Source organism: Acinetobacter sp. WU_MDCI_Abxd143 (genome assembly GCF_025514195.1).
Taxonomy (GTDB): Bacteria; Pseudomonadota; Gammaproteobacteria; order Pseudomonadales; family Moraxellaceae; genus Acinetobacter; species Acinetobacter pittii_H.
The window spans coordinates 16,321-35,144 of sequence record NZ_JAHPTH010000017.1; the positions used below are offsets into that span (position 1 = coordinate 16,321).

Here is an 18,824-nt window from a genome sequence, read left to right on the forward strand (position 1 = left end):
AGTTGCCACAATGCATGGGTTGCAATCACAACAGCAGATTGAGCTAGAAGAATTTCGTAAACGTGTGCAGCAAGGTAACGACCCGCATGGTCCAGTTCGTGAAACCATGAGCCGTTTAGGTGACCGCTGGACACCGTTGATTTTAATGATTTTACGTACGGGAATTTTACGTTATACCCAGTTACTCAAAGAGATTAACTCGATGGCAGACTCGCCTGTATCACAGCGTATTTTGACCTTAAAGTTGCGTGCCTGTGAGCGTGATGGTTTTATTCAGCGCACCGTGATTCCGACGGTGCCGCCTCAGGTGGAGTATGGTTTGACTGAGTTGGGGCAGGCGATGGTACAGGAACTGAATCGATTAATTGGCTGGCTAGAAGTGCATGAAGCACAAATAAAAGCTTGTCGAGCTGAATACGACGCCCAATAGGTTGATATGTATTTTTAGAATAAATTTTATACGTTATTAAAAATAATAAAATTAATCAGTCAATTTTATTCAAATCTTTCTCAAACCTGCTACTTCAGATACTGAGTTTTCTGATGGTAGAGGTTTATTTTTATAAAAATAATTCAAGGCAATCATTCAATCACATCTATGTATTTGTTGTGTGGATACAAGCAATCTAAATAATAAATTTTATGAATGATTATGCAGCATGTATTTTAGCTTCATGGAACAGCGCAAAGCGATTGGATTTAATCCTCTCGATTTTGCCAATACAGAAACAGCCATTTGGAACAAGGAGTTGCGTGTCCAATTGCCGATTCTAAATGGAACATGGAGTGTAGAAAAATCATGAGTGCACTAAAAAAAGTATTAATCGTTGGCGGTGGAATAGGTGGTTTATCCACTGCAATTGCACTACGAAAAGCAGGAGTTGCTCAGGTCGACGTCATTGAAATCAATGCTGAACCTAAAGTTTATCATGTCGGCATTGTGGTTCAGGCAAACTTCATTCGTGCTATGGCTGCACTAGGGATTGCTGATGAAGCGGTTCAAGCTGGCTTCCCTTATCAGGGTTTACGTATCTGTAATATTGATGGTGAAGTCAAAGCGGAATTGAGTGGTGCACAGCTTGCGGGTGAACAATATCCTGCCAATTTAGGTCTGACCCGACCAGCCTTACATAAAGTGCTCTTAGATGCGATTCAAAGCGAAGGTGTGAATCTCAAATTAGGTTTGACCTTTGACGAGATTGAGCAAACCGCTGAACAGGCCACTGTGAGTTTCACCGATGGTACGCAAGACAGTTATGACTTGGTGGTCGGTGCAGATGGCGTGTATTCCAAAGTCCGCAGTCAGGTATTTGGCGAACAGTATAAGCCAAAATTTACAGGACAAGGCGTATGGCGCTATAACCTGCCACGACCAAAAGACTTACTGTATTCGCACATGTTTGAAGGCAAGTCGGGTGGGAAAGTCGGCTATACCCCATTGACCGAAGACAGCTTATATATTTTGGCGGTATGGGAAGAACCTGGTAATCCATTCTTTGATCCAAACAGCCTTGCTGAAGAATTCCAGAAACGTCTGGATGGTTTTGGGGGCTTGATTCCTGAATTAAAACAGCAAATTACTGACCCAAGCCAAGTAGTTTATCGCCCGCTGGAAGCAATCTTGATGCCTGCACCGTGGTACAACGGACGCGTGCTGTTGATTGGCGATGCAGCACATGCCACCACACCACATATGGGGCAGGGTGCAGCACAAGCCGTTGAAGATGCCGTGGTTCTGGGTGAATTGGCAGCCTCCGCACCTGATGTGCAGCATGTACTGGATGGCTTTATGGAACGTCGTTATCAGCGCTGCAAATTTATCAATGAAGGGTCAATCCAGATTGGTGAATGGGAACAGCGCCCAACGCCTGACGCCAACTTTGCCGGCATGATGGCTAAAATGATTGAAGTCACTTCGCAGCCGATTTAAGGAGATGAGCATGCAACAAAATCCTTTAAAAAGCTGGACGCTGAATGTAGATGATATTCAATTTATTGGTCAGGATTTACAGCGTCCCGAGTGCATTATTGCTCAGCCTGATCATTCACTCTGGGTCGCCGATGCTCGCGGTGGTGTGATGCACATCGACGCGCAAGGACAACAGACTTTAATCGCTCCTGAAATTGAAGTTCAGGAAGATGCCAGTTTTGAGGATCGCTATGTCAAGGCACAGGGTGCTTCGCTGCCGAATGGCATGGCAATGACCGATGAAGGTGACTTTATTATTTGTAACTGGGGTTTAGACCGCATTGAAAAGTTACATAAAAACACCGCACAGGTAGAAGTACTTTATGACCAACTGAATGGTCAACCTTTAGGAAAAACCAATTTCCCGTTAATTGATTCAAAAGGACGAATCTGGTTTACCGTCACCACCACCATGCAGCCGTGGACTGAATCCATCAATTCTGATGAGCTGGATGGCTATATTGGCGTGATTGATGAAAATGGTATTCGCGTGGTGGCTGAACAGCTCGGCGGTGCAAATGAAATCCGATTCGATGACAATGAGGAATGGTTATATGTGGTTGAAAGTAATGTACGACGTATTACCCGTTTTCGGGTTGTTGATGATGCAACTCTGTCTGATCGTGAAGTTTATGGACCTGAAGAACTCGAAGGATTCCCAGACGGATTTGCTTTTGATGTCTATGGGAATTTATGGGTAACTCTGGTGATGGTGGACAAACTAATCGCGATTACGCCTGAACAGGAGGTCGTGACTATTTTGGATGACAGCCATCCTGAAGCCAATGCTCGACTCAATCAGCATTATAAAACCAAGACATTAACCCCCGAAATTATGCAGGCATCGCGCGGCAAACTCGCGCCGTGGATGGCCAGTATTACCTTTGGTGGGGCAGATTTAAAAACCGTGTATTTAGGCAGTTTGCAAGGCACGCGAATTCCATTTTTCCGTTCGCCTGTGGCAGGACAAAAATTAAGACATTGGAAATAAAGGAGTAGATCCACATGATTCGACATCTCAAAAAAGGCAAACCTGCCGAAGTGAAAGCAGAGCTCAATACCCAAGTGCGTCAGACGGTTGAAGACATTATTCAGGCGATTGAACAGCGTGGTGAAGCAGCGCTACGTGAATACTCGGAAAAATTTGACCGCTGGAATCCTGAAACTTTTCGTTTGAGCCAAGCTGAAATTCAAGCCTGCATCGACAGTTTGTCGAAACAAGCGATTGAAGACATTAAATTTGCTCAGGCCCAAATCCGCCGTTTTGCCCAAATCCAGTTGCAGTCCATGCGTGATGTAGAAGTGGAAACCTTGCCGGGTGTGGTGTTGGGACACAAAAATATTCCAGTGAATTCGGTGGGTTGTTATATCCCAGGTGGTAAATATCCATTGCTGGCATCGGCACATATGAGTGTCTTGACGGCAAAAGTGGCAGGCGTAAAACGTGTGATTGCCTGTGCGCCACCATTTGATGGCAAACCATCCCCTGAAATTATTGCCGCGATGGCGATGGCTGGTGCAGACGAAATTTATGTGATGGGCGGGGTGCAGGCGATTGTAGCCATGGCACTCGGCACAGAACAGATTGCCCCAGTGGATATGATTGTTGGACCGGGCAATGCCTTTGTTGCCGAAGCGAAACGTCAGCTCTATGGTCGTGTCGGGATTGACCTGTTTGCAGGGCCGACAGAAACCATGGTGATCTGTGATGACACGGTCGATGCAGAACTGGTCGCAGTCGATTTACTTGGACAAGCGGAACATGGTCCAACGTCACCAGCGTACTGTGTGACCACCAGCCAGAAAATTGCAGATGAATTGCCTGCTGCGATTGAAAAAGTCTTGGCTCGCTTAGATACAGCGCCGATTGCCGGCGTGTCATGGCGTGATTATGGCGAAATTATCCTGTGTGATACCGATGAAGAAATGCTGGCAGAGTCCGAGCGTATTTGCAGTGAACATGTACAGGTGATGACCAAAGACCCTGACTGGTTCTTAGAACGTATGACCAGTTATGGCGGCTTGTTCTTGGGACACCGTACCAACGTGTCCTATGGCGACAAAGTCATTGGGACAAATCACACCTTACCAACCATGGGCGCAGGACGTTACACAGGTGGTTTGTGGGTCGGTAAATTTATTAAAACCCATACTTATCAACGTATTTTGACCGATGAAGCCAGCGTGGCCATTGGTGAAGTGTGTTCACGTCTCTGTGCACTCGAGCATTTCTCTGGACATAAAGAACAGGCGGATATCCGTGTGCGTCGTTTGAAGCCAAGCGCAACGGAACATATAGCGCCTACGATTGTTGAGGCAAGCGCATGAAATTGGCAGGTCGAGTTGCCTTAGTCACGGGTGCGACAGGCAGCTTGGGGCATAGCATCTGTTCGGCTTTGGCAGCACAGGGCGCAAGCATTGTGGTGGGGTATAACCAGTCTGCCGAGAAAGCCCAACAAGTACTTGACAGCTTGCCTGAGGTGGAACAGGGGCATTTGTTGGCGGCAGCACCTGTCACCAACAGCGCTGCCTTAGCCGATTTGGCAAGCCAAATTCAGCAGCACTTTGGACGCTGTGACATGGTGGTGAACTGTGCAGGCACCACGCGCTTTGTTGAACATGCTGATCTTGCCAGTCTGGATGATGCTTTGATTGATACGATTTTTGCCACCAATGTTCGTGGGGCGATTGCGGTGGTGCGTGCTTTACAACCACTACTTCAGCAAAGTGATGATGGTTTGATTGTGAATATCAGTTCCATCGCTGCGCGTACTGCGATGGGCAGCAATATTGCCTACTGCGCTTCGAAAGCGGCACTGGATAATCTGACCATTTCACTAGCACGGGCATTAGCGCCAAACATTCGTGTGGTTTCGGTTGCCCCAGGTCTGTCAGATACCGAGTTTGTCAAAGGCTTAGACCAAGACTGGCGTAACCTGCAAGCCCAGTCTACGCCACTAGGACGTCTAGCATCACCTGAAGAAGTCGCTGCGGCAGTTGTTGCTGTGGCCACCCAGCTCACCTTTACCACAGGCGCGATCATTCCCGTCGATGGTGGGCGGCAGATTTTATAAAACAATAGGGAAAACAGCACGATGAGCAAGGATGTTTTTGCGTGGAAACCCCATCATGGTGGGATTAGCGTAGCCGATCTAGATGAGAGTATTGCGTGGTATTGCGATTACTTGGGGTTTGAACTGGAAAAAAAGCAATTTATTGAACAGATTCCTGCACAGATTGCCTTTATTCAACGCGGTGATTTTCGCATTGAACTGTTTGAATTGCCCAATGCCAAACCACTGCCAGACGAACGCCGTATGCCGAACCTCGATGTGCAAACCCACGGGCATAAACATCTGTGCTTTGCGGTGCAAGATGCCAAACAGGCGTTTGCCGAGCTTCGAGAAAAAAATGCCGACATTCTGTTTGAAGCAGTGATTGGCGGAACAGCAATGGGATTTTTGCGCGATAACACTGGGAATTTGATTGAACTGATTGAATATCCTGATTTATGGAACAATGAGGGAACAGCAAAATGAAATTGGCAACACTCAAAGATGGTAGTCGAGATGGCCGCTTGGTCATCGTTTCTAAAGATTTAAAAACCGCGACTTTGGCAACAGGCATTGCGCTTACCTTACAAGATGCTTTGGAAAACTGGGATGAAGCCGAGCCAAAGCTGCAACAAAAATATGCTGCCCTGAATGATGCAACTGAACAAGATGCCTTTGCTTTCGATCCTGCTCAAGCCATGGCGCCTTTGCCACGTGCCTACCAATGGGCAGATGCTTCGGCATTTTTAAATCATGGTTCATTGATGGAACAGGCATTTAAACTTGACATCAAAAAAGACAAAGGTGTGCCGATTATTTATCAGGGTGCGGGCGATGACTTTTTGGGGGCTTGTGATGATTATCCTGTGCCGGGTGAAGAGCATCAGATTGATTTTGAAGGTGAAGTCGCTGTCATTCTGGATGATGTGCCAATGGGCGTACAGGCAGAACAAGCAGAAAAACACATCAAACTGTTTATGTTATTGAATGATGTTAGCCTGCGTGCGCACCTGTTTAAAGAAGTCAGTATTGGCTTTGGCCCGCTACGCGCTAAACCAAGTACCGTATTTGCGCCTGTTGCAGTGACACCTGATGAGTTGGGTGATGCATGGCATGACGGACGCATCAAACTGCCTTTAGAAGTTCAGTGCAATGGCGAGTGGTTTGGACATCCGAATGGTGAGGAAATGAGTTTTTCTTTCCCTGAACTGGTGATGCATTTGGCACGTACCCGTAACCTGAAAGTCGGCACAATTTTAGGCTCAGGCACATTTTCCAATCAGAACTATAAAGAAGTCGGTTCAGCATGTTTGGCAGAAAAACGCGCCATCGAAATTATTGAACTGGGTGAGCCAAAAACGCCATTTTTGAAATTTGGCGACCGCTTGCAGTTTGAAATGAAAGGGCAGGACGGACAAAGCATTTTTGGCAAAATTAACCACCAATTTGTTCCGTATCAGGAGGTGTAACATGCACATTCTCGTGACAGGCGCAAATGGTTTTGTCGGGTCGAACTTGGTCAGAGCCTTGCTGGAGCAACAGCAAGAACTGTCCAACTTTAGCCGACTCAGTCTGCTGGACTTACAGTTTCAGGAACGTAGTGCCGATCCGCGCGTGGCGTATTATCAGGGTGATTTTTCTGATACGGCTTTGATTGAGCAAGCCTTGGCACAACCTGTGGATGTGGTGTTTCATTTAGCCAGTATTCCGGGCGGTATGGCCGAGCAAAATTATGAACTCAGCCGTAAGGTCAATGTCGATGCAATGCTGTTTTTATTTGAACAGCTCAAGCAACAAGGCAACTGTCCGCGCGTCGTATTTGCCAGCACCATTGCCGTGTATGGTTCGGACTTGCCAGAACAGGTTGATGATGACACCCCGCTAAAACCGCATTTGACTTATGCAGGGCAAAAACAGTTTGGCGAAATTGTGCTAGATGATTTTAGCCGTAAAGGCTGGATTGATGGTGTCGCGGTACGTTTACCGGGAATTGTGGCACGACCACAGCAGCCATCGGGATTGCTCTCAGCCTTTATGAGTGATGTGTTCTGGACGCTGTCACAGCAACGCACTTTTGCTTGCCCAGTTTCACAGCATGCGGTGGCATGGTGGATGTCAGTGAAATGCTGCGTGGACAATTTAATTCATGCCGCAAGTCTGCCTAAAGAACAGTTACAGCAAGACCGTCGTGTCTTTACCTTGCCTGTGCTGCGCCTGAGCATGCAGCAGGTGGTGGATGGCTTGGCCCAAGAATTTACCTTAAATACCGACACGCTGGTCAGCTTCGACAGCAATAACCCACAACTTGAGAAAAATTTTGGCGCATACCCTGAGATTCATACCCGACGGGCAGATGCACTTGGCTTTAAACATGACGGATCTATCCAACATCTCATTAAAAATACTTTAAATCTCGACTGATAGTTCTCAAAAGCTTGAGTCAGATTCATAAACCAAGGAGTGGTTTATCATGAACATGATTAGCGATAACTTCGAATCAAAAAGTAAGTTTGTTGCCTATTTACTGCTGATTCTCAACTGTTTGTCTCCGATGGCGGCGATTGTGATTGCCCCGAGTCTGCCACAAATGCAGGCTGAGTTTTCCCATATTCCCAATGTGGAGTTTTTAGTCCCGATTGCCCTGACGATTCCGGGGCTGTTGGTGGCATTGCTCAGCCCTGTGGTTGGACTGTTTGCCGACAAATACGGACGGAAAAAGATGCTGGTCATGGCGACCTTTATTTATAGCCTGATCGGTGTGTTGCCTCTGTTTCTGCACAGCCTTTACGCCATTATTGGCAGCCGTGTGATTCTTGGTATGGCCGAAGCGGTGATTGTGACCATCAGTACGACTCTGATTGGTGATTATTATTCGGGTGCGGTGCGTCAGCGTTATCTAGCTTTACAGACCACCTTTGCATCGAGTTCGGCAATTCTATTTTTCATGATTGGTGGTGCGCTCGGTGAGTTTGGCTGGCGCGTACCGTATGCGGTATATGCGGTGCCTGTAGTGCTGGGGATCTTGGGTGCATTTATGTTGTGGGAACCTCAGCAGCACAAAATGTCTGCCGATGATGACCATGAAGCGCAAGCTGTGACCTTTCAGCCAAAACTGTTGTTTTTCATCTGTGTCGTGACCTGCATTGGCGCATTGGCATTCATGATTTTACAAATCCAGATGGCATTTATTTTGGGTTCGATTGGCGAGACTTCACCGAAAGTAGCAGGCAATATTTCTTCTGCATGTAGTGCCTTGATTGTGGCTGGGACATTGAGCGTGCATGTGTTTTCACGCTTGAAGTTTAAAGTCGGACATAACCTGTTTATTGCTTTTGGTCTGATTGGGCTAAGTTTCTTACTGATGTCACAAGCAACTTCCGCCGATCAGATTTTACTCTATGCTTTGTTGAATGGCTTTGGCTGTGGCCTGTTGCTACCGACCTTAGCGATCTGGAACATGAAAAATCTGCCTTGGTTTAAACGTGGTATTGGCACAGGCATGTGGTATGGCAGTTACTGTTTAGGCATGTTCTTTAGCCCGATTCTGTTTGTAGCAGCAACTAAGTTCACAGGCAATCTGTTCAATACCTTGGCATTGGCAGGCTGGGTGCTGATTCCACTGGCATTGATTGCCTTGGTTCTCGGATTTGTGAAAGGAACAGCAACACAACCTGTTGCAACACCAGACAAGGCATAGGTAGGGAAATCATATGCAGCAGCGGCTACACAATAAAGTGGCAATCGTCACAGGAATTGGCAACGGCATCGGCAAAGCCTGCGCACTGATGTTTGCAGCCCAAGGGGCACAGGTGATGGGCTGTGACATTGTCACCGAACTGACCGAGCAGACTAAGGCACAAGCCCAGCAACAAGGTTTGGAAATCAGTATTGCAACTTGTGATCTGACCCAGCCTGAACAGGTTCAGGCACTGGTCGTGGCAACCTTAGAAAAATTTGGCCGAGTTGATGTATTGGTGAATGCTGCTGCATTTGCCCATTTTCATCCGATAGAGGAACTGAGTTATCAGCATTGGAAACAGACCTTGGTCGGTGAACTGGATGTGGTGTTTTTGCTGTGCAAGGAAGCATGGCATGCCCTGAAACAGCAAGGTGGTTCAATCATTAACTTTGCTTCAACCAATGCATGGATGGCACTGGAAGGCTCACCAGCATTGGCGCACTGCGCAGGCAAGGGCGGAGTTTTGGCAATGACACGGCAACTGGCGATGGAAGGTGGTGCATTTCAAATTCGCGCTAATACGATTTCCCCAGGGCTGATTGAAACTGCTGCAACACGGGCACATATGCAAGAAGACCCTGCTTTTCAGCAGCAAGCTTTAAGCAAGCAGATTTTACGACAACGGATTGGTCGACCCGAAGACATTGCATGGGCAGCAATCTATCTGGCATCGGATGAATCGGCATGGGTCACAGGCACAGACCTGAAGGTCGATGCAGGAGCGACCGCTTCTTAATCACTTAAAGTAATGAATTTAATTAACAATTGATCGGGCTGTTGCTAGCCCCGTAGGGACGTTTTTCCCTAAAAAACACAAGAAAGGATTTCTTATGAAAAAAACATTATTAATGCTATCAATGCTGACGATCTTGGCTAATCAGACAACATTCGCTGAAGAGCAGACTTTGAATAAGGAAAACAAATCCTTAGCTGATGATGGACTCTTGGCTTTTGAAAATACACCTAATGAAAGAATTGGTCCTCAGGTTCAAGTTGCTGAAAATCCGATGCCTGCGAAGGAAGGTGGAATATTGTCAAACCAAGGTCAATGGTTAGTTGATCATGGGATTACCCCAAAGTTAACTTTCACGGAGTTGTATTTTGCTAATCCAAAGGTTGGTGTAAAAACGGGAGAAAGCGAAGCCGTTTCAATTTTTACCGTTGGGGCGACCTTGGATTTAGAAAAGCTAATGGGTCTTTCTGGCAGTAAGATTCACTATGAACATTTGTTTGCACCGTGGGTTCATAATGGCACATATGGTGGTCAGGCGAGTAGTACCATTGTCGGTACACTTGGTCCTTATATACCTAACACAAGTCATTTAACCTTATTTACTTTTGAACAGCGATTGTTGAATGATCAATTGACCCTTGAGGCAGGTAAAAGTAATGCTGGAAATTACTTTGCTTTGCCGATGTGTAATTCACCGACCATGTGCGTCAGTGCTTCATTACAAAATATCGTGGGAATCAATCCTCCACCTTATTCAAACTGGAGTGCACGTATGGCTTATGACTTGAATCCAAAGCTCAGGGTGCAAACGGGTTGGTGGCGCAGTGATGCTGCATTCCCTTTTACTAATGGTTGGGAAACAAACTCTGGTGATATCGGCGGGCAAATGAGTAACGTCTATTTGGCCAATGTTTCGTATAAGACTGATTTTTCGATGGAAAAATATCCATTTTCTTACGAGATTATGGGTTTCTATAATGATGCTACACAAGTAAATCCTTATTCGACCGTTAAAGGAACATCGAAAGTTTTTGATACTGAAAGCTCAGTTAAAACTACCGTGGGGGTATCTGGAGTTTATTTAGGCGCGAAGAAAACCTTATGGCGTCAGGATCATGGCTTAACAGATAGTCCAGTACCAAAGTCCATTTCAGCTTATGCCAGCATGACACAGGCTTTTAATGATGAAAATACAAAAGGGATTCAAAATCAGGGCAATGCAGGAATCGTCTTTAGTCACATGTTTGAATCTCGTCCATTTGATAGTTATGGACTGAATTTTCTATGGGCACATTTAACAGATGCTGAACAGAAATTTTTAGAAGATGCACATTTAGCTGCAGGTGGTACAGGCTATACCGTTGGTCAGACCGAAACAGCCATTTCTGCAGATGCAAACTTTATCCTGAGTAAAGGCATAATTTTCAGCCCATTTGTCATGTATTCATGGAACAGCAATAGCATGTTGAATCCTTACAGTTCAGTAATTCCAGAATCAGGCCTTTCATTTGGCGGAACTCTACATTTTCAACTGGATCAAATCTTAGGTTTGGCAGGTAAGCCATCTTATTAAATAAAAAGCGTAACTTTACATTACATTCAATTTTACAAAAGGATGAACACATTCATGAAACATGAAAAAATTGTATTAATCACAGGTGCAGCAGGTGGTTTAGGTCGTGAATTTTCTTTGAAATTGGCGCATGAAGGCTATCACGTACTTTTGGTCGATTTTGTAGATTGCCAGCCATTGTTGCAACAAATTCAAGATGCAGGTGGAAAAGCCAGTGCATATCAATGCGATTTAAGCCAAGCAGATCAAGTTAAGCATTTGCTTAAACAGGTGCTAGATGATCATGGCTGTTGCGATATTTTGATTAATAATGCTGCCTATATCCCTTTGAAACAATTAGCAGATACAGAATTACCCGAATGGCAAAGAACATTTTCAGTGAACGTCGATGCTTCTTTTATTTTGAGCCAAGGTTTTGCTCCTAAAATGATCGAAAAAGGATGGGGAAGAATCGTCAATTTTGCTTCAAGTAATACTGGTCGTCCGCAGAAGGGTTTTATGGCATACATTGCTGCCAAAATGGGGGTGATAGGATTAACCAGAGCATTAGCTGTAGAGTTAGGAGATAAAGGCATTACGGTGAATGCAATTTCGCCAGGTCTAATCAAGCATTCAGGCAGTGAACATGCCCTACCTGCTGAACTGTTTGAAGATGTGAAAAATAGCCAGTTTATTAAACGTAATGGGGAGCCAACGGATTTAGCGGGAGTTTTAAGCTTTGTCATTTCCCCAGAATCAGGCTATATGACTGGGCAAGTTTTTCATGTCGATGGTGGATTTTTATTTTAAATAAGAGAACAAGGAAAAAACACATGAAAGTTGCATTGATTGGGGCAAGCGGTATGGCTGGCTCAAGTATTTTAAATGAACTTGTGACACGTGGTCATCAAGTGACGGCAATTGCTCGTTCTCCTGAAAAAATTGCGCAGTATCAACAGGTCGAGGCAAGACAGGCAGATATTAACGATACGGCACAATTGATTCCTTTGTTGACAGGGCAAGATGCCGTGATTAGTGCTGTTCATTTTACCGATACGCAGATTGACCACTTACTGGATGCCCTGAAAGAAACCGCTGTACTGCGCTATCTGATGGTCGGTGGTGCTGGGGGATTAACCCTAGAGTCTGGGCAGCGCTTGGTCGATGATCCAAAATTTCCCGAGCATGTTAAACTTGAAGCTTTAGCAGGTATTGCAATTTTGGAAACACTGCGCCAAGAACCAGAGTTGAATTGGACGGTGCTATCACCCTCCATGATATTTAAATCGGGTGAACGTACAGGGCAATTTCGTTTAGGCAAAGAGGAATTATTGACTAAAGATGGTATGAGCCATATTTCCACGCAGGATTATGCAGTGGCTCTGATTGATGAATTAGAGAAACCGCAGCATATTCGTGAGCGATTTACCGTGGGATACTAATATCTCCAAAGGTTGATGTGATTGGAGGAGCTATGTTGCTAAGACATAAGCTCCTTTTTTGTATGGGTTAAGCTATTTGTATTTTAGTTCTAAAGGTTATCAGATAACTTAAGCCTGCAAGTACATAACACATAAAAATCACAGTACTCATCGACAATAATGAAGTGCCAAACAAAGTGGTTAGGGGAGCAGTCACACCACCAATCGCAAACATCAGAAAACCTAACAGTGCCGAGGCGGTTCCTGAAAATTCATGCTGACGTGCCATCGCAAGCGCACTGGTCAACGAGCTGATACAGCTTACAGTGGAAATGGTGATAAATAACAACGCGAGACACAGCAATATCGATGCTTGTAAGGCACCCACAATCAGCAATCCTAAACTGGCAACAAGTGCAATGCCAAGTGCCATCATCAACAGTTTTTTCTCAGAAAAATAATTCAGCAATTTTGAGGTCGTGATTGCAGAAATAATCAGTCCACACCCATTTACTGCAAACAGCAGGCTATAGCTTTGAGCTGAGAAATGATAGTTTTCTTGAAACACATACGAGGATGCGCCAATATAAGCAAATAGTCCACCCATCATCATACTTTGAATTAGGCATAGCCCAATAAAAACCCTATCTTTCAGGACGGTAGTAAAAGCAAGTTTAACTGACTGTTGTAACTGTTCTACTCGATTGGGTGAGTGTGACTCTGTAATGAAGAAATAGCACAGCAGAAAAATGGCTATACCCAAAATCGATAAACTGGCAAAGAGTCCTTGCCACTCGGTAAACTGTAACTGTATTCCACCAAGGACAGGTGAAAGAATTGGGGCAATCCCATTAATTGCCATAATTAAGGCAAAAAATTGTGCCAACTCTTTACCTGCATAACGGTCACTGGCAATGGCACGGGCAAGCACGGCACCACCTGCACCAGCAAAGCCTTGGATAAAGCGTATCATCACCATTTGGGTAATGTCTTGCACGAACATGCAGCCAATCGAACTTAAAGTGAATAGTGCCAATGCCAGCATCAGCGGTTTTTTACGACCAATTCGATCACTCCAAGGACCAAAAAATAACTGTCCAATACCTAAACCAATTAGGGCAGCCGTCAGACTCAGTTGAGAGAGCGGCACTGAGGTATGTAAATCACTGCTAATTTGCGGTAAGGCAGGTAGGTAAAAATCGGTACAAATTGGACCAAAAGCCGTCAGAATGCCCAAAATAATCGAATACCTGAGATATGTTGCATTCATGCTTGAACCTCTTCAATGCTTGGATTTGCTACGAAACGGGTAATCGTGGGGAGATATGGCTCAATCTGTTTCAATGTAGCTTCAAGTTGTTGTTGTAATTCGAAAGGTACAGCTGATAGCACTTGGTTATACACATCTGTAGTAATGATCTGTAATTCCTTGAGTTTGTTAAAACCAACAAGGGTAAGCGAAACCTTCTTAAGGCGACGGTCTTGTCTATCTTCGACACGTGTTACATATTCACCTTGTACCAGACGATCCACCATGCGACTTGCAGCATTGTGCGAGATCGCTGCATTTGCAGCAATTTCGGCAATGCTGCAAGAGCCTTGTTTATATAGCAGAAACAAGGTGTTGAGTTGGCTAAAAGAAAATTCACCATTTAAAGCTTTGCCCATATGTGGGAAAAGCACGCTCGCAACCAAGGCATGTAGATGATCAAGATATTGACCGAGATTTTGATTTTGTGACATATACTAAAGCTCAATTATATTCATTAATGAATATAATTCATTAAGACATAGAAGGCAAATGAAGTCACATTCCATAATCAATCATTAATAATTTGCGGAATGGATTTGTTAAAACAAAACTATTTGTTTCATGGATACCAACCATGCATATAAAGCATTTGTGGATTGTTCAAGCGCAGACTAATCTGAATTCCATATCGTAATTCTTTAGATTGGAACGAGGACTAAAAGGAATTTAACTATGGCAATTGTTGGTATTGATACATTGCTTTATGGGGTTCAAGACCTTGAAAAAGCAACACAATTTTTAGATGATTTTGGCTTGCAACGTTTAAGCTCAAATGCTGAAGAAACTATTTATCGTCTGGCAGAAGGTTCAACGGTAATCGTACGCTCGATTGATCACGCTTCTATGCCCGATGACTCAGCATATACAGGGTTTGGTGTCAAGGAAACCATTTGGGGCGTCGATACTGAAGATAATCTGCAACGTTTGGTCGATGATTTAAAACAGGACCGTGAAGTTACTTTAGGGGATGATGGCGCTTGGCGTTTTTACTCGGATTGTGGTTTGCCTTTGGCATTGCGCGTCTTTGATCGTCAGAAAGTGATTTATTCTACTGATCCGATTAACTCATCTGGCAACATCAATCGCCTGAACCAACATCGAAAATGGCGTCGACGTGCTATTCCAAAAACCATCAATCATGTGGTTTTTGCAGTCAAAGATTATTGGAAAACCTTTGCCTTTTTTCGTGATCGTTTGAACTTTCGCATGTCTGATCATCAAAAAGGCATTGGTACCTATTTACGTGCAGATGGGGCACATGAGCATCACAACACCTTCCTATTGAACTGTGAGGTGCCGGGGGCAGGTGGAATTCCACGTTTTCATCATACCTGTTTCGGGGTTGAAGATTTTGATGAAGTCATGATTGGTTCTAATCACATGACAAAACGTGGTTGGACGCATGGTTTCTTGGGAATTGGACGACATCGAATTGGTTCTGCAATTTTCTGTTATTTCGATTCACCTGTTGGTGGGGAGACTGAATATGGTGCAGATACAGACTATTTAGATGACAACTGGATACCACGTGAATGGGAATTCCGTTTTGGTACAGCTTCATGGATGACTAAACCTCCTGCCTTTATGATGGATGAAATTCCTTGGGATGTCGGTTTTTATCAAGGTGAAGAAGCCTACATGCGTGAACTGAAAACCGAAAAAACTGAGTAATTTATAAAGGATAAACAGGATGTTTAAATATTTTGAAACCAACTATGTTTGGAGTTTAGCTGTCGCGGCTGCAATTGAAATGGGCGCAAAAATTGGTGAAATTGAAGCCATGTGTCGTCCACTCGCAGACATTGCCAAAGAGGGAGATGACCCTGGCACAGCGGCATTTTTAGCTTCTTGGGAACAGGGTGGAGACAATCTACTGGCACTAGCGGAAGAAGATAAAGCAGCAGGGCGATTATTAAGTGCGGGTGATAAACTCAATCGAGCAGCGATTTACTACATTACCGCTGAACGAATGCAGGCACATGGTTATGCTCCGCGTAAAGCCTTATATGCCAAATTTTTAGATACCTTCCAACAAGGTATCCAACTAGCCAAAGAACAATGTGAACGCGTCGAAATTCCATATCAAGAGGGTATTATTGCGGGCTTATATACTCATGCAGAAGGGGTAAAGGGACCAACACCATGTTTAGTGGTGATTAATGGGTTAGATTCCACCAAAGAAATGGTCTATCGTGCTGGGCTATTTCCACAGCTTTTAGCAAAACGTGGTATTTCTAGTTTGTTCATTGATCAACCTGGGACAGGAGAAGCGCTACGCTTACATGGTCTGACTGCTGTAGTTGAAACAGAACAATGGGCAAGTGAAGTGGTCGATTATTTGGAACAGCGCCCAGATGTTGATGCCCTGAAAATTGGTTTACTTGGCGTTTCACTTGGTGGTTATTACTGCCCACGTGCAGTCGCATTTGAACCTCGCTTTGCATTAGGTGTGGTATGGGGTGCGAACCATAACTGGGGGGAAATGCAAAAACGTCGTTTGCAACGTGAAGGTGAAAATCCAGTGCCGCACTACTGGGAGCATGTACGTTGGGTGTGGGGAGCCAAAGACATGGATGAATTCATGGAAATCGCACAAAACGTACATCTAAATGGTGTGCTAGAAAATATTCGTGTCCCATTCTTGGTGACTCATGGTGAGGCGGATAAACAGATTCCATTGGAATATGCACACCAGTCTTATGATCAGTTGGTAAATAGCCCAGATCGTGAATTGAAAATCTTTACTGAACGTGAGGGTGGTATACAACACAGTAGTCTAGATAATACTGCAAATGCTGGTACATATATTGCGGATTGGGTTGCTACACAATTCCATGGCAATTTAGCTTAATAAGCAGTGAAATCATAAAGATTGTAGAAGTTAAGCTTAATGACTTCTGCAATCTTAACGATCAAAAAGTAAGGTATTTATATTCCATTTAACTTGCGTGTCAATATCAATGAATCAATAGGGTTGATATGGTTAACTACTAAGTAAACCGTATGCTGATATTAATGCTGAAACATTGAAAACATAGGTTGTTTAAGATCTTAATTGAGCATCATTTATCTATTATTAGTTCATGATCATTTATGATTTTTGGTCTACCCATACAAGCTAAGTGTAAGCAAAACTTGAATGCCGGGAGTGCTTTACCTTGTTTGGTGCAGTAGAGCTGTAAGCGAATATAGTCTTCTTGAGGGCACTGTTGCAAATAGAGATCTGAGCTGATGATCTTCCCTTTAAAAATTACTTAAAGACCGAAAACTCTATTCACCAGATAGACTTCACCCTGAGGTTGACCATCATAAAATGATGAAGCTTGCCCTTTACGCAGTGCTCGCATCACTTCAATACCTTTGATTGTGGCATAAGCCGTCTTCATCGATTTAAAACCTAACGTCGCTCGGATGATCCTCTTTAACTTTCCATGATCACATTCGATTACATTATTTTTGTATTTAATCTGTCTGTGCTCAAGATCTGGTGGACATTTTCCTTCCTGTTTTAAGCGTGATAAAGCACTTCCATATGTAGGTGATTTATCTGTATTGATCACTTTGGGAATCTGCCACTTCTTCACATTCTTTAAGATTTTCCCAAGAAAACAATAGGCTGCTTTAGTATTCCGTTTAGAAGAAAGATAAAAATCAATGGTATAGCCACGTTGGTCAACTGCACGATACAGATAAGACCACTGTCCATTCACTTTTATATAAGTTTCATCAATATGCCATGAGCTCAGATCTGTAGGATTACGCCAATACCAGCGTAAGCGTTTTTCTATTTCAGGAGCATAACGTTGAACCCAACGATAAATCGTGGTGTGTGAATAGTTACCAATTTTATAGACACCTTGAAGTTAGATAAAATGATTAATAAACGAGGTGCTTATGAGCGTTCAAAAATAGGTAAAGAATAGAGAAATATGAACTTAATGTATCATATACTCAATTTAACATAATCAAGATTATACGAAATCACAATTGTTAGAACCCATTCAAAATGTCTATATTCTCACCAATAAAAATGTCTGGTCTATGATGCACATCAACATCATGGACTGGATAAAACTTGAGATGCTGATCACTATGTCTGACAAGGAAATACAACGTCTTGCAGTCCTGCAAGACGTTCGAGATCAACGTATTACACAAGCCCGTGCTGCTGAAATTCTGAATCTTTCAACCCGTCAAATTACCCGGTTATTGCAGAAGCTAAAGCAAGACGGTGTTTCAGGCCTGACACATGCCAGTCGTGGTCAACCTGGCCATCAACGCTATGATGAAGCTGTAAAGTCTGAATGCCTTTCCATTATTTCTGAACATCTGCTGGGCTTTGGTCCAACCTTGGCTCATGAGAAGCTCAGCAGCATATTCGGTCTGAGTATTCCTGTAGAAACGGTTCGACGCTGGATGACAGCCAATGAACTCTGGATTCCGCGATCCAAACGCCTGAAACGTCCATATCAGCCTAGATATAACCGTGATTGCTTCGGTGAACTGATCCAGATCGATGGCTCATATCATGACTGGTTTGAGGGTCGAGCTGCCAAATGCTGCTTGCTGGTCTATATTGATGATGCCACTGGAAAGCTGCTGCATCTGCGCTTTTGTGAGGCTTAAACCATCTTTGACTATATGCTTTCGACCAGAGTCTACATTGAGCAATATGGCAAGCCGCTGGCCTTTTATAGGGCTTTGTTGCACAAACCTATCTCTAAAGGCTTATTCCACAATATAATTTTCAAATGAATAAGTCGACACCTAAAATTTATCGCACAACCAATTGGTCTTCATATAACCGAGCTCTCATTAATCGTGGAAATATTGCCATTTGGTTTGATCCTGCTACGCAATGGTATGCCCCATCAAAAGGCAAACAAGAACGAAATCAAACTTACTCCGACGCAGCTATGCTGCCTAATGATTAAATCTCTCTTTCGATTGTCTTTACGCATGGTCACAGGCTTTGTTCAAAGTCTCATCCATCTTTGTGGGTTAAATTGGATAGCGCCAGACTACACTACAATTTGTAGACGACA

The 18,824-nt window shown here is 44.0% G+C and carries 18 protein-coding genes and 3 pseudogenes; 18 read left to right on the forward strand and 3 right to left on the reverse strand.

The window, feature by feature from the left end; all coding sequences use genetic code 11:
• The first annotated feature begins 10 nt into the window (after positions 1-10).
• The 14 genes from KTI79_RS17855 to KTI79_RS17920 all read left to right on the forward strand — a co-directional run bounded on the left by KTI79_RS17855 (position 11) and on the right by KTI79_RS17920 (position 12,488).
• A complete protein-coding gene (locus KTI79_RS17855) occupies positions 11-430 on the forward strand; it encodes a winged helix-turn-helix transcriptional regulator (protein WP_050675403.1) in 420 nt (139 codons plus the stop codon).
• Positions 431-674: 244 nt separating this feature from the next.
• Positions 675-803, forward strand: a complete 129-nt coding sequence (locus tag KTI79_RS17860) for a hypothetical protein (RefSeq protein ID WP_262468778.1) — start codon at positions 675-677, stop codon at positions 801-803.
• Positions 800-1,930 (forward strand): FAD-dependent oxidoreductase, encoded by a 1,131-nt coding sequence (locus KTI79_RS17865; protein WP_032053246.1) that lies wholly within the window; start codon positions 800-802, stop codon positions 1,928-1,930. The genes KTI79_RS17860 and KTI79_RS17865 overlap by 4 nt, the downstream gene beginning before the upstream one ends.
• A 10-nt stretch (positions 1,931-1,940) precedes the next feature.
• Complete coding sequence (locus tag KTI79_RS17870; RefSeq protein ID WP_032053248.1) at positions 1,941-2,960, forward strand: SMP-30/gluconolactonase/LRE family protein; 1,020 nt, start codon at positions 1,941-1,943, stop codon at positions 2,958-2,960.
• 14 nt (positions 2,961-2,974) lie between these two features.
• Positions 2,975-4,297, forward strand: coding sequence for a histidinol dehydrogenase (gene hisD, locus KTI79_RS17875; RefSeq protein WP_050675404.1), 1,323 nt, complete (start codon positions 2,975-2,977; stop codon positions 4,295-4,297).
• A complete protein-coding gene (locus KTI79_RS17880) occupies positions 4,294-5,043 on the forward strand; it encodes an SDR family NAD(P)-dependent oxidoreductase (RefSeq protein ID WP_032053251.1) in 750 nt (249 codons plus the stop codon). Before hisD ends, KTI79_RS17880 begins: the two co-directional genes overlap by 4 nt.
• Positions 5,044-5,064: 21 nt before the next feature.
• Positions 5,065-5,508 carry a VOC family protein gene (locus tag KTI79_RS17885; RefSeq protein ID WP_032053252.1) on the forward strand — a complete coding sequence of 148 codons (444 nt, stop codon included), beginning with the start codon at positions 5,065-5,067 and terminating at the stop codon, positions 5,506-5,508.
• Positions 5,505-6,491, forward strand: a complete 987-nt coding sequence (locus KTI79_RS17890; protein WP_032053253.1) for a fumarylacetoacetate hydrolase family protein — start codon at positions 5,505-5,507, stop codon at positions 6,489-6,491. Before KTI79_RS17885 ends, KTI79_RS17890 begins: the two co-directional genes overlap by 4 nt.
• Before the next feature lies 1 nt (position 6,492).
• Positions 6,493-7,443 carry an NAD-dependent epimerase/dehydratase family protein gene (locus KTI79_RS17895; protein ID WP_032053255.1) on the forward strand — a complete coding sequence of 317 codons (951 nt, stop codon included), beginning with the start codon at positions 6,493-6,495 and terminating at the stop codon, positions 7,441-7,443.
• 49 nt (positions 7,444-7,492) lie between these two features.
• Positions 7,493-8,719 (forward strand): MFS transporter, encoded by a 1,227-nt coding sequence (locus KTI79_RS17900; RefSeq protein ID WP_032056345.1) that lies wholly within the window; start codon positions 7,493-7,495, stop codon positions 8,717-8,719.
• Positions 8,720-8,732: 13 nt separating this feature from the next.
• The gene (locus KTI79_RS17905; protein ID WP_032053260.1) at positions 8,733-9,497 is read left to right on the forward strand and encodes an SDR family NAD(P)-dependent oxidoreductase; all 765 of its coding nucleotides are present in this window, start codon (positions 8,733-8,735) and stop codon (positions 9,495-9,497) included.
• Between the two features lie 94 nt (positions 9,498-9,591).
• On the forward strand, positions 9,592-11,067 hold the full coding sequence (locus tag KTI79_RS17910) for a carbohydrate porin (protein ID WP_050675405.1): 1,476 nt from the start codon (positions 9,592-9,594) through the stop codon (positions 11,065-11,067).
• 54 nt (positions 11,068-11,121) lie between these two features.
• On the forward strand, positions 11,122-11,856 hold the full coding sequence (locus KTI79_RS17915) for an SDR family NAD(P)-dependent oxidoreductase (RefSeq protein WP_032053264.1): 735 nt from the start codon (positions 11,122-11,124) through the stop codon (positions 11,854-11,856).
• A gap of 23 nt (positions 11,857-11,879) precedes the next feature.
• Complete coding sequence (locus tag KTI79_RS17920) at positions 11,880-12,488, forward strand: NAD(P)-dependent oxidoreductase (protein ID WP_032053266.1); 609 nt, start codon at positions 11,880-11,882, stop codon at positions 12,486-12,488.
• 67 nt (positions 12,489-12,555) lie between these two features.
• Here the strand turns inward: KTI79_RS17920 and KTI79_RS17925 are convergent, their stop codons facing one another.
• Positions 12,556-13,737, reverse strand: a complete 1,182-nt coding sequence (locus KTI79_RS17925; RefSeq protein ID WP_032053268.1) for a multidrug effflux MFS transporter — start codon at positions 13,735-13,737, stop codon at positions 12,556-12,558.
• Complete coding sequence (locus KTI79_RS17930) at positions 13,734-14,210, reverse strand: MarR family winged helix-turn-helix transcriptional regulator (protein WP_050675406.1); 477 nt, start codon at positions 14,208-14,210, stop codon at positions 13,734-13,736. The genes KTI79_RS17925 and KTI79_RS17930 overlap by 4 nt, the downstream gene beginning before the upstream one ends.
• Before the next feature lie 241 nt (positions 14,211-14,451).
• On the opposite strand from KTI79_RS17930, the gene KTI79_RS17935 reads away from it, so the two are divergent.
• Both KTI79_RS17935 and KTI79_RS17940 read left to right on the forward strand, forming a co-directional pair.
• Positions 14,452-15,450 carry a VOC family protein gene (locus KTI79_RS17935; protein ID WP_032053272.1) on the forward strand — a complete coding sequence of 333 codons (999 nt, stop codon included), beginning with the start codon at positions 14,452-14,454 and terminating at the stop codon, positions 15,448-15,450.
• 19 nt (positions 15,451-15,469) lie between these two features.
• Positions 15,470-16,630: an alpha/beta hydrolase family protein gene (locus KTI79_RS17940; RefSeq protein WP_032053273.1), complete on the forward strand. Its 1,161-nt coding sequence runs from the start codon at positions 15,470-15,472 to the stop codon at positions 16,628-16,630.
• Between the two features lie 403 nt (positions 16,631-17,033).
• On the opposite strand, the pseudogene KTI79_RS17945 reads toward KTI79_RS17940, so the two are convergent.
• A pseudogene (locus tag KTI79_RS17945) lies at positions 17,034-17,618 on the reverse strand (IS6 family transposase); the annotation flags it as partial.
• A gap of 241 nt (positions 17,619-17,859) precedes the next feature.
• On the opposite strand from KTI79_RS17945, the pseudogene KTI79_RS17950 reads away from it, so the two are divergent.
• Both KTI79_RS17950 and KTI79_RS17955 read left to right on the forward strand, forming a co-directional pair.
• Positions 17,860-18,474, forward strand: a pseudogene (locus tag KTI79_RS17950) (helix-turn-helix domain-containing protein); the annotation flags it as partial.
• 56 nt (positions 18,475-18,530) lie between these two features.
• Positions 18,531-18,824: pseudogene (locus tag KTI79_RS17955) on the forward strand (transposase); the annotation flags it as partial.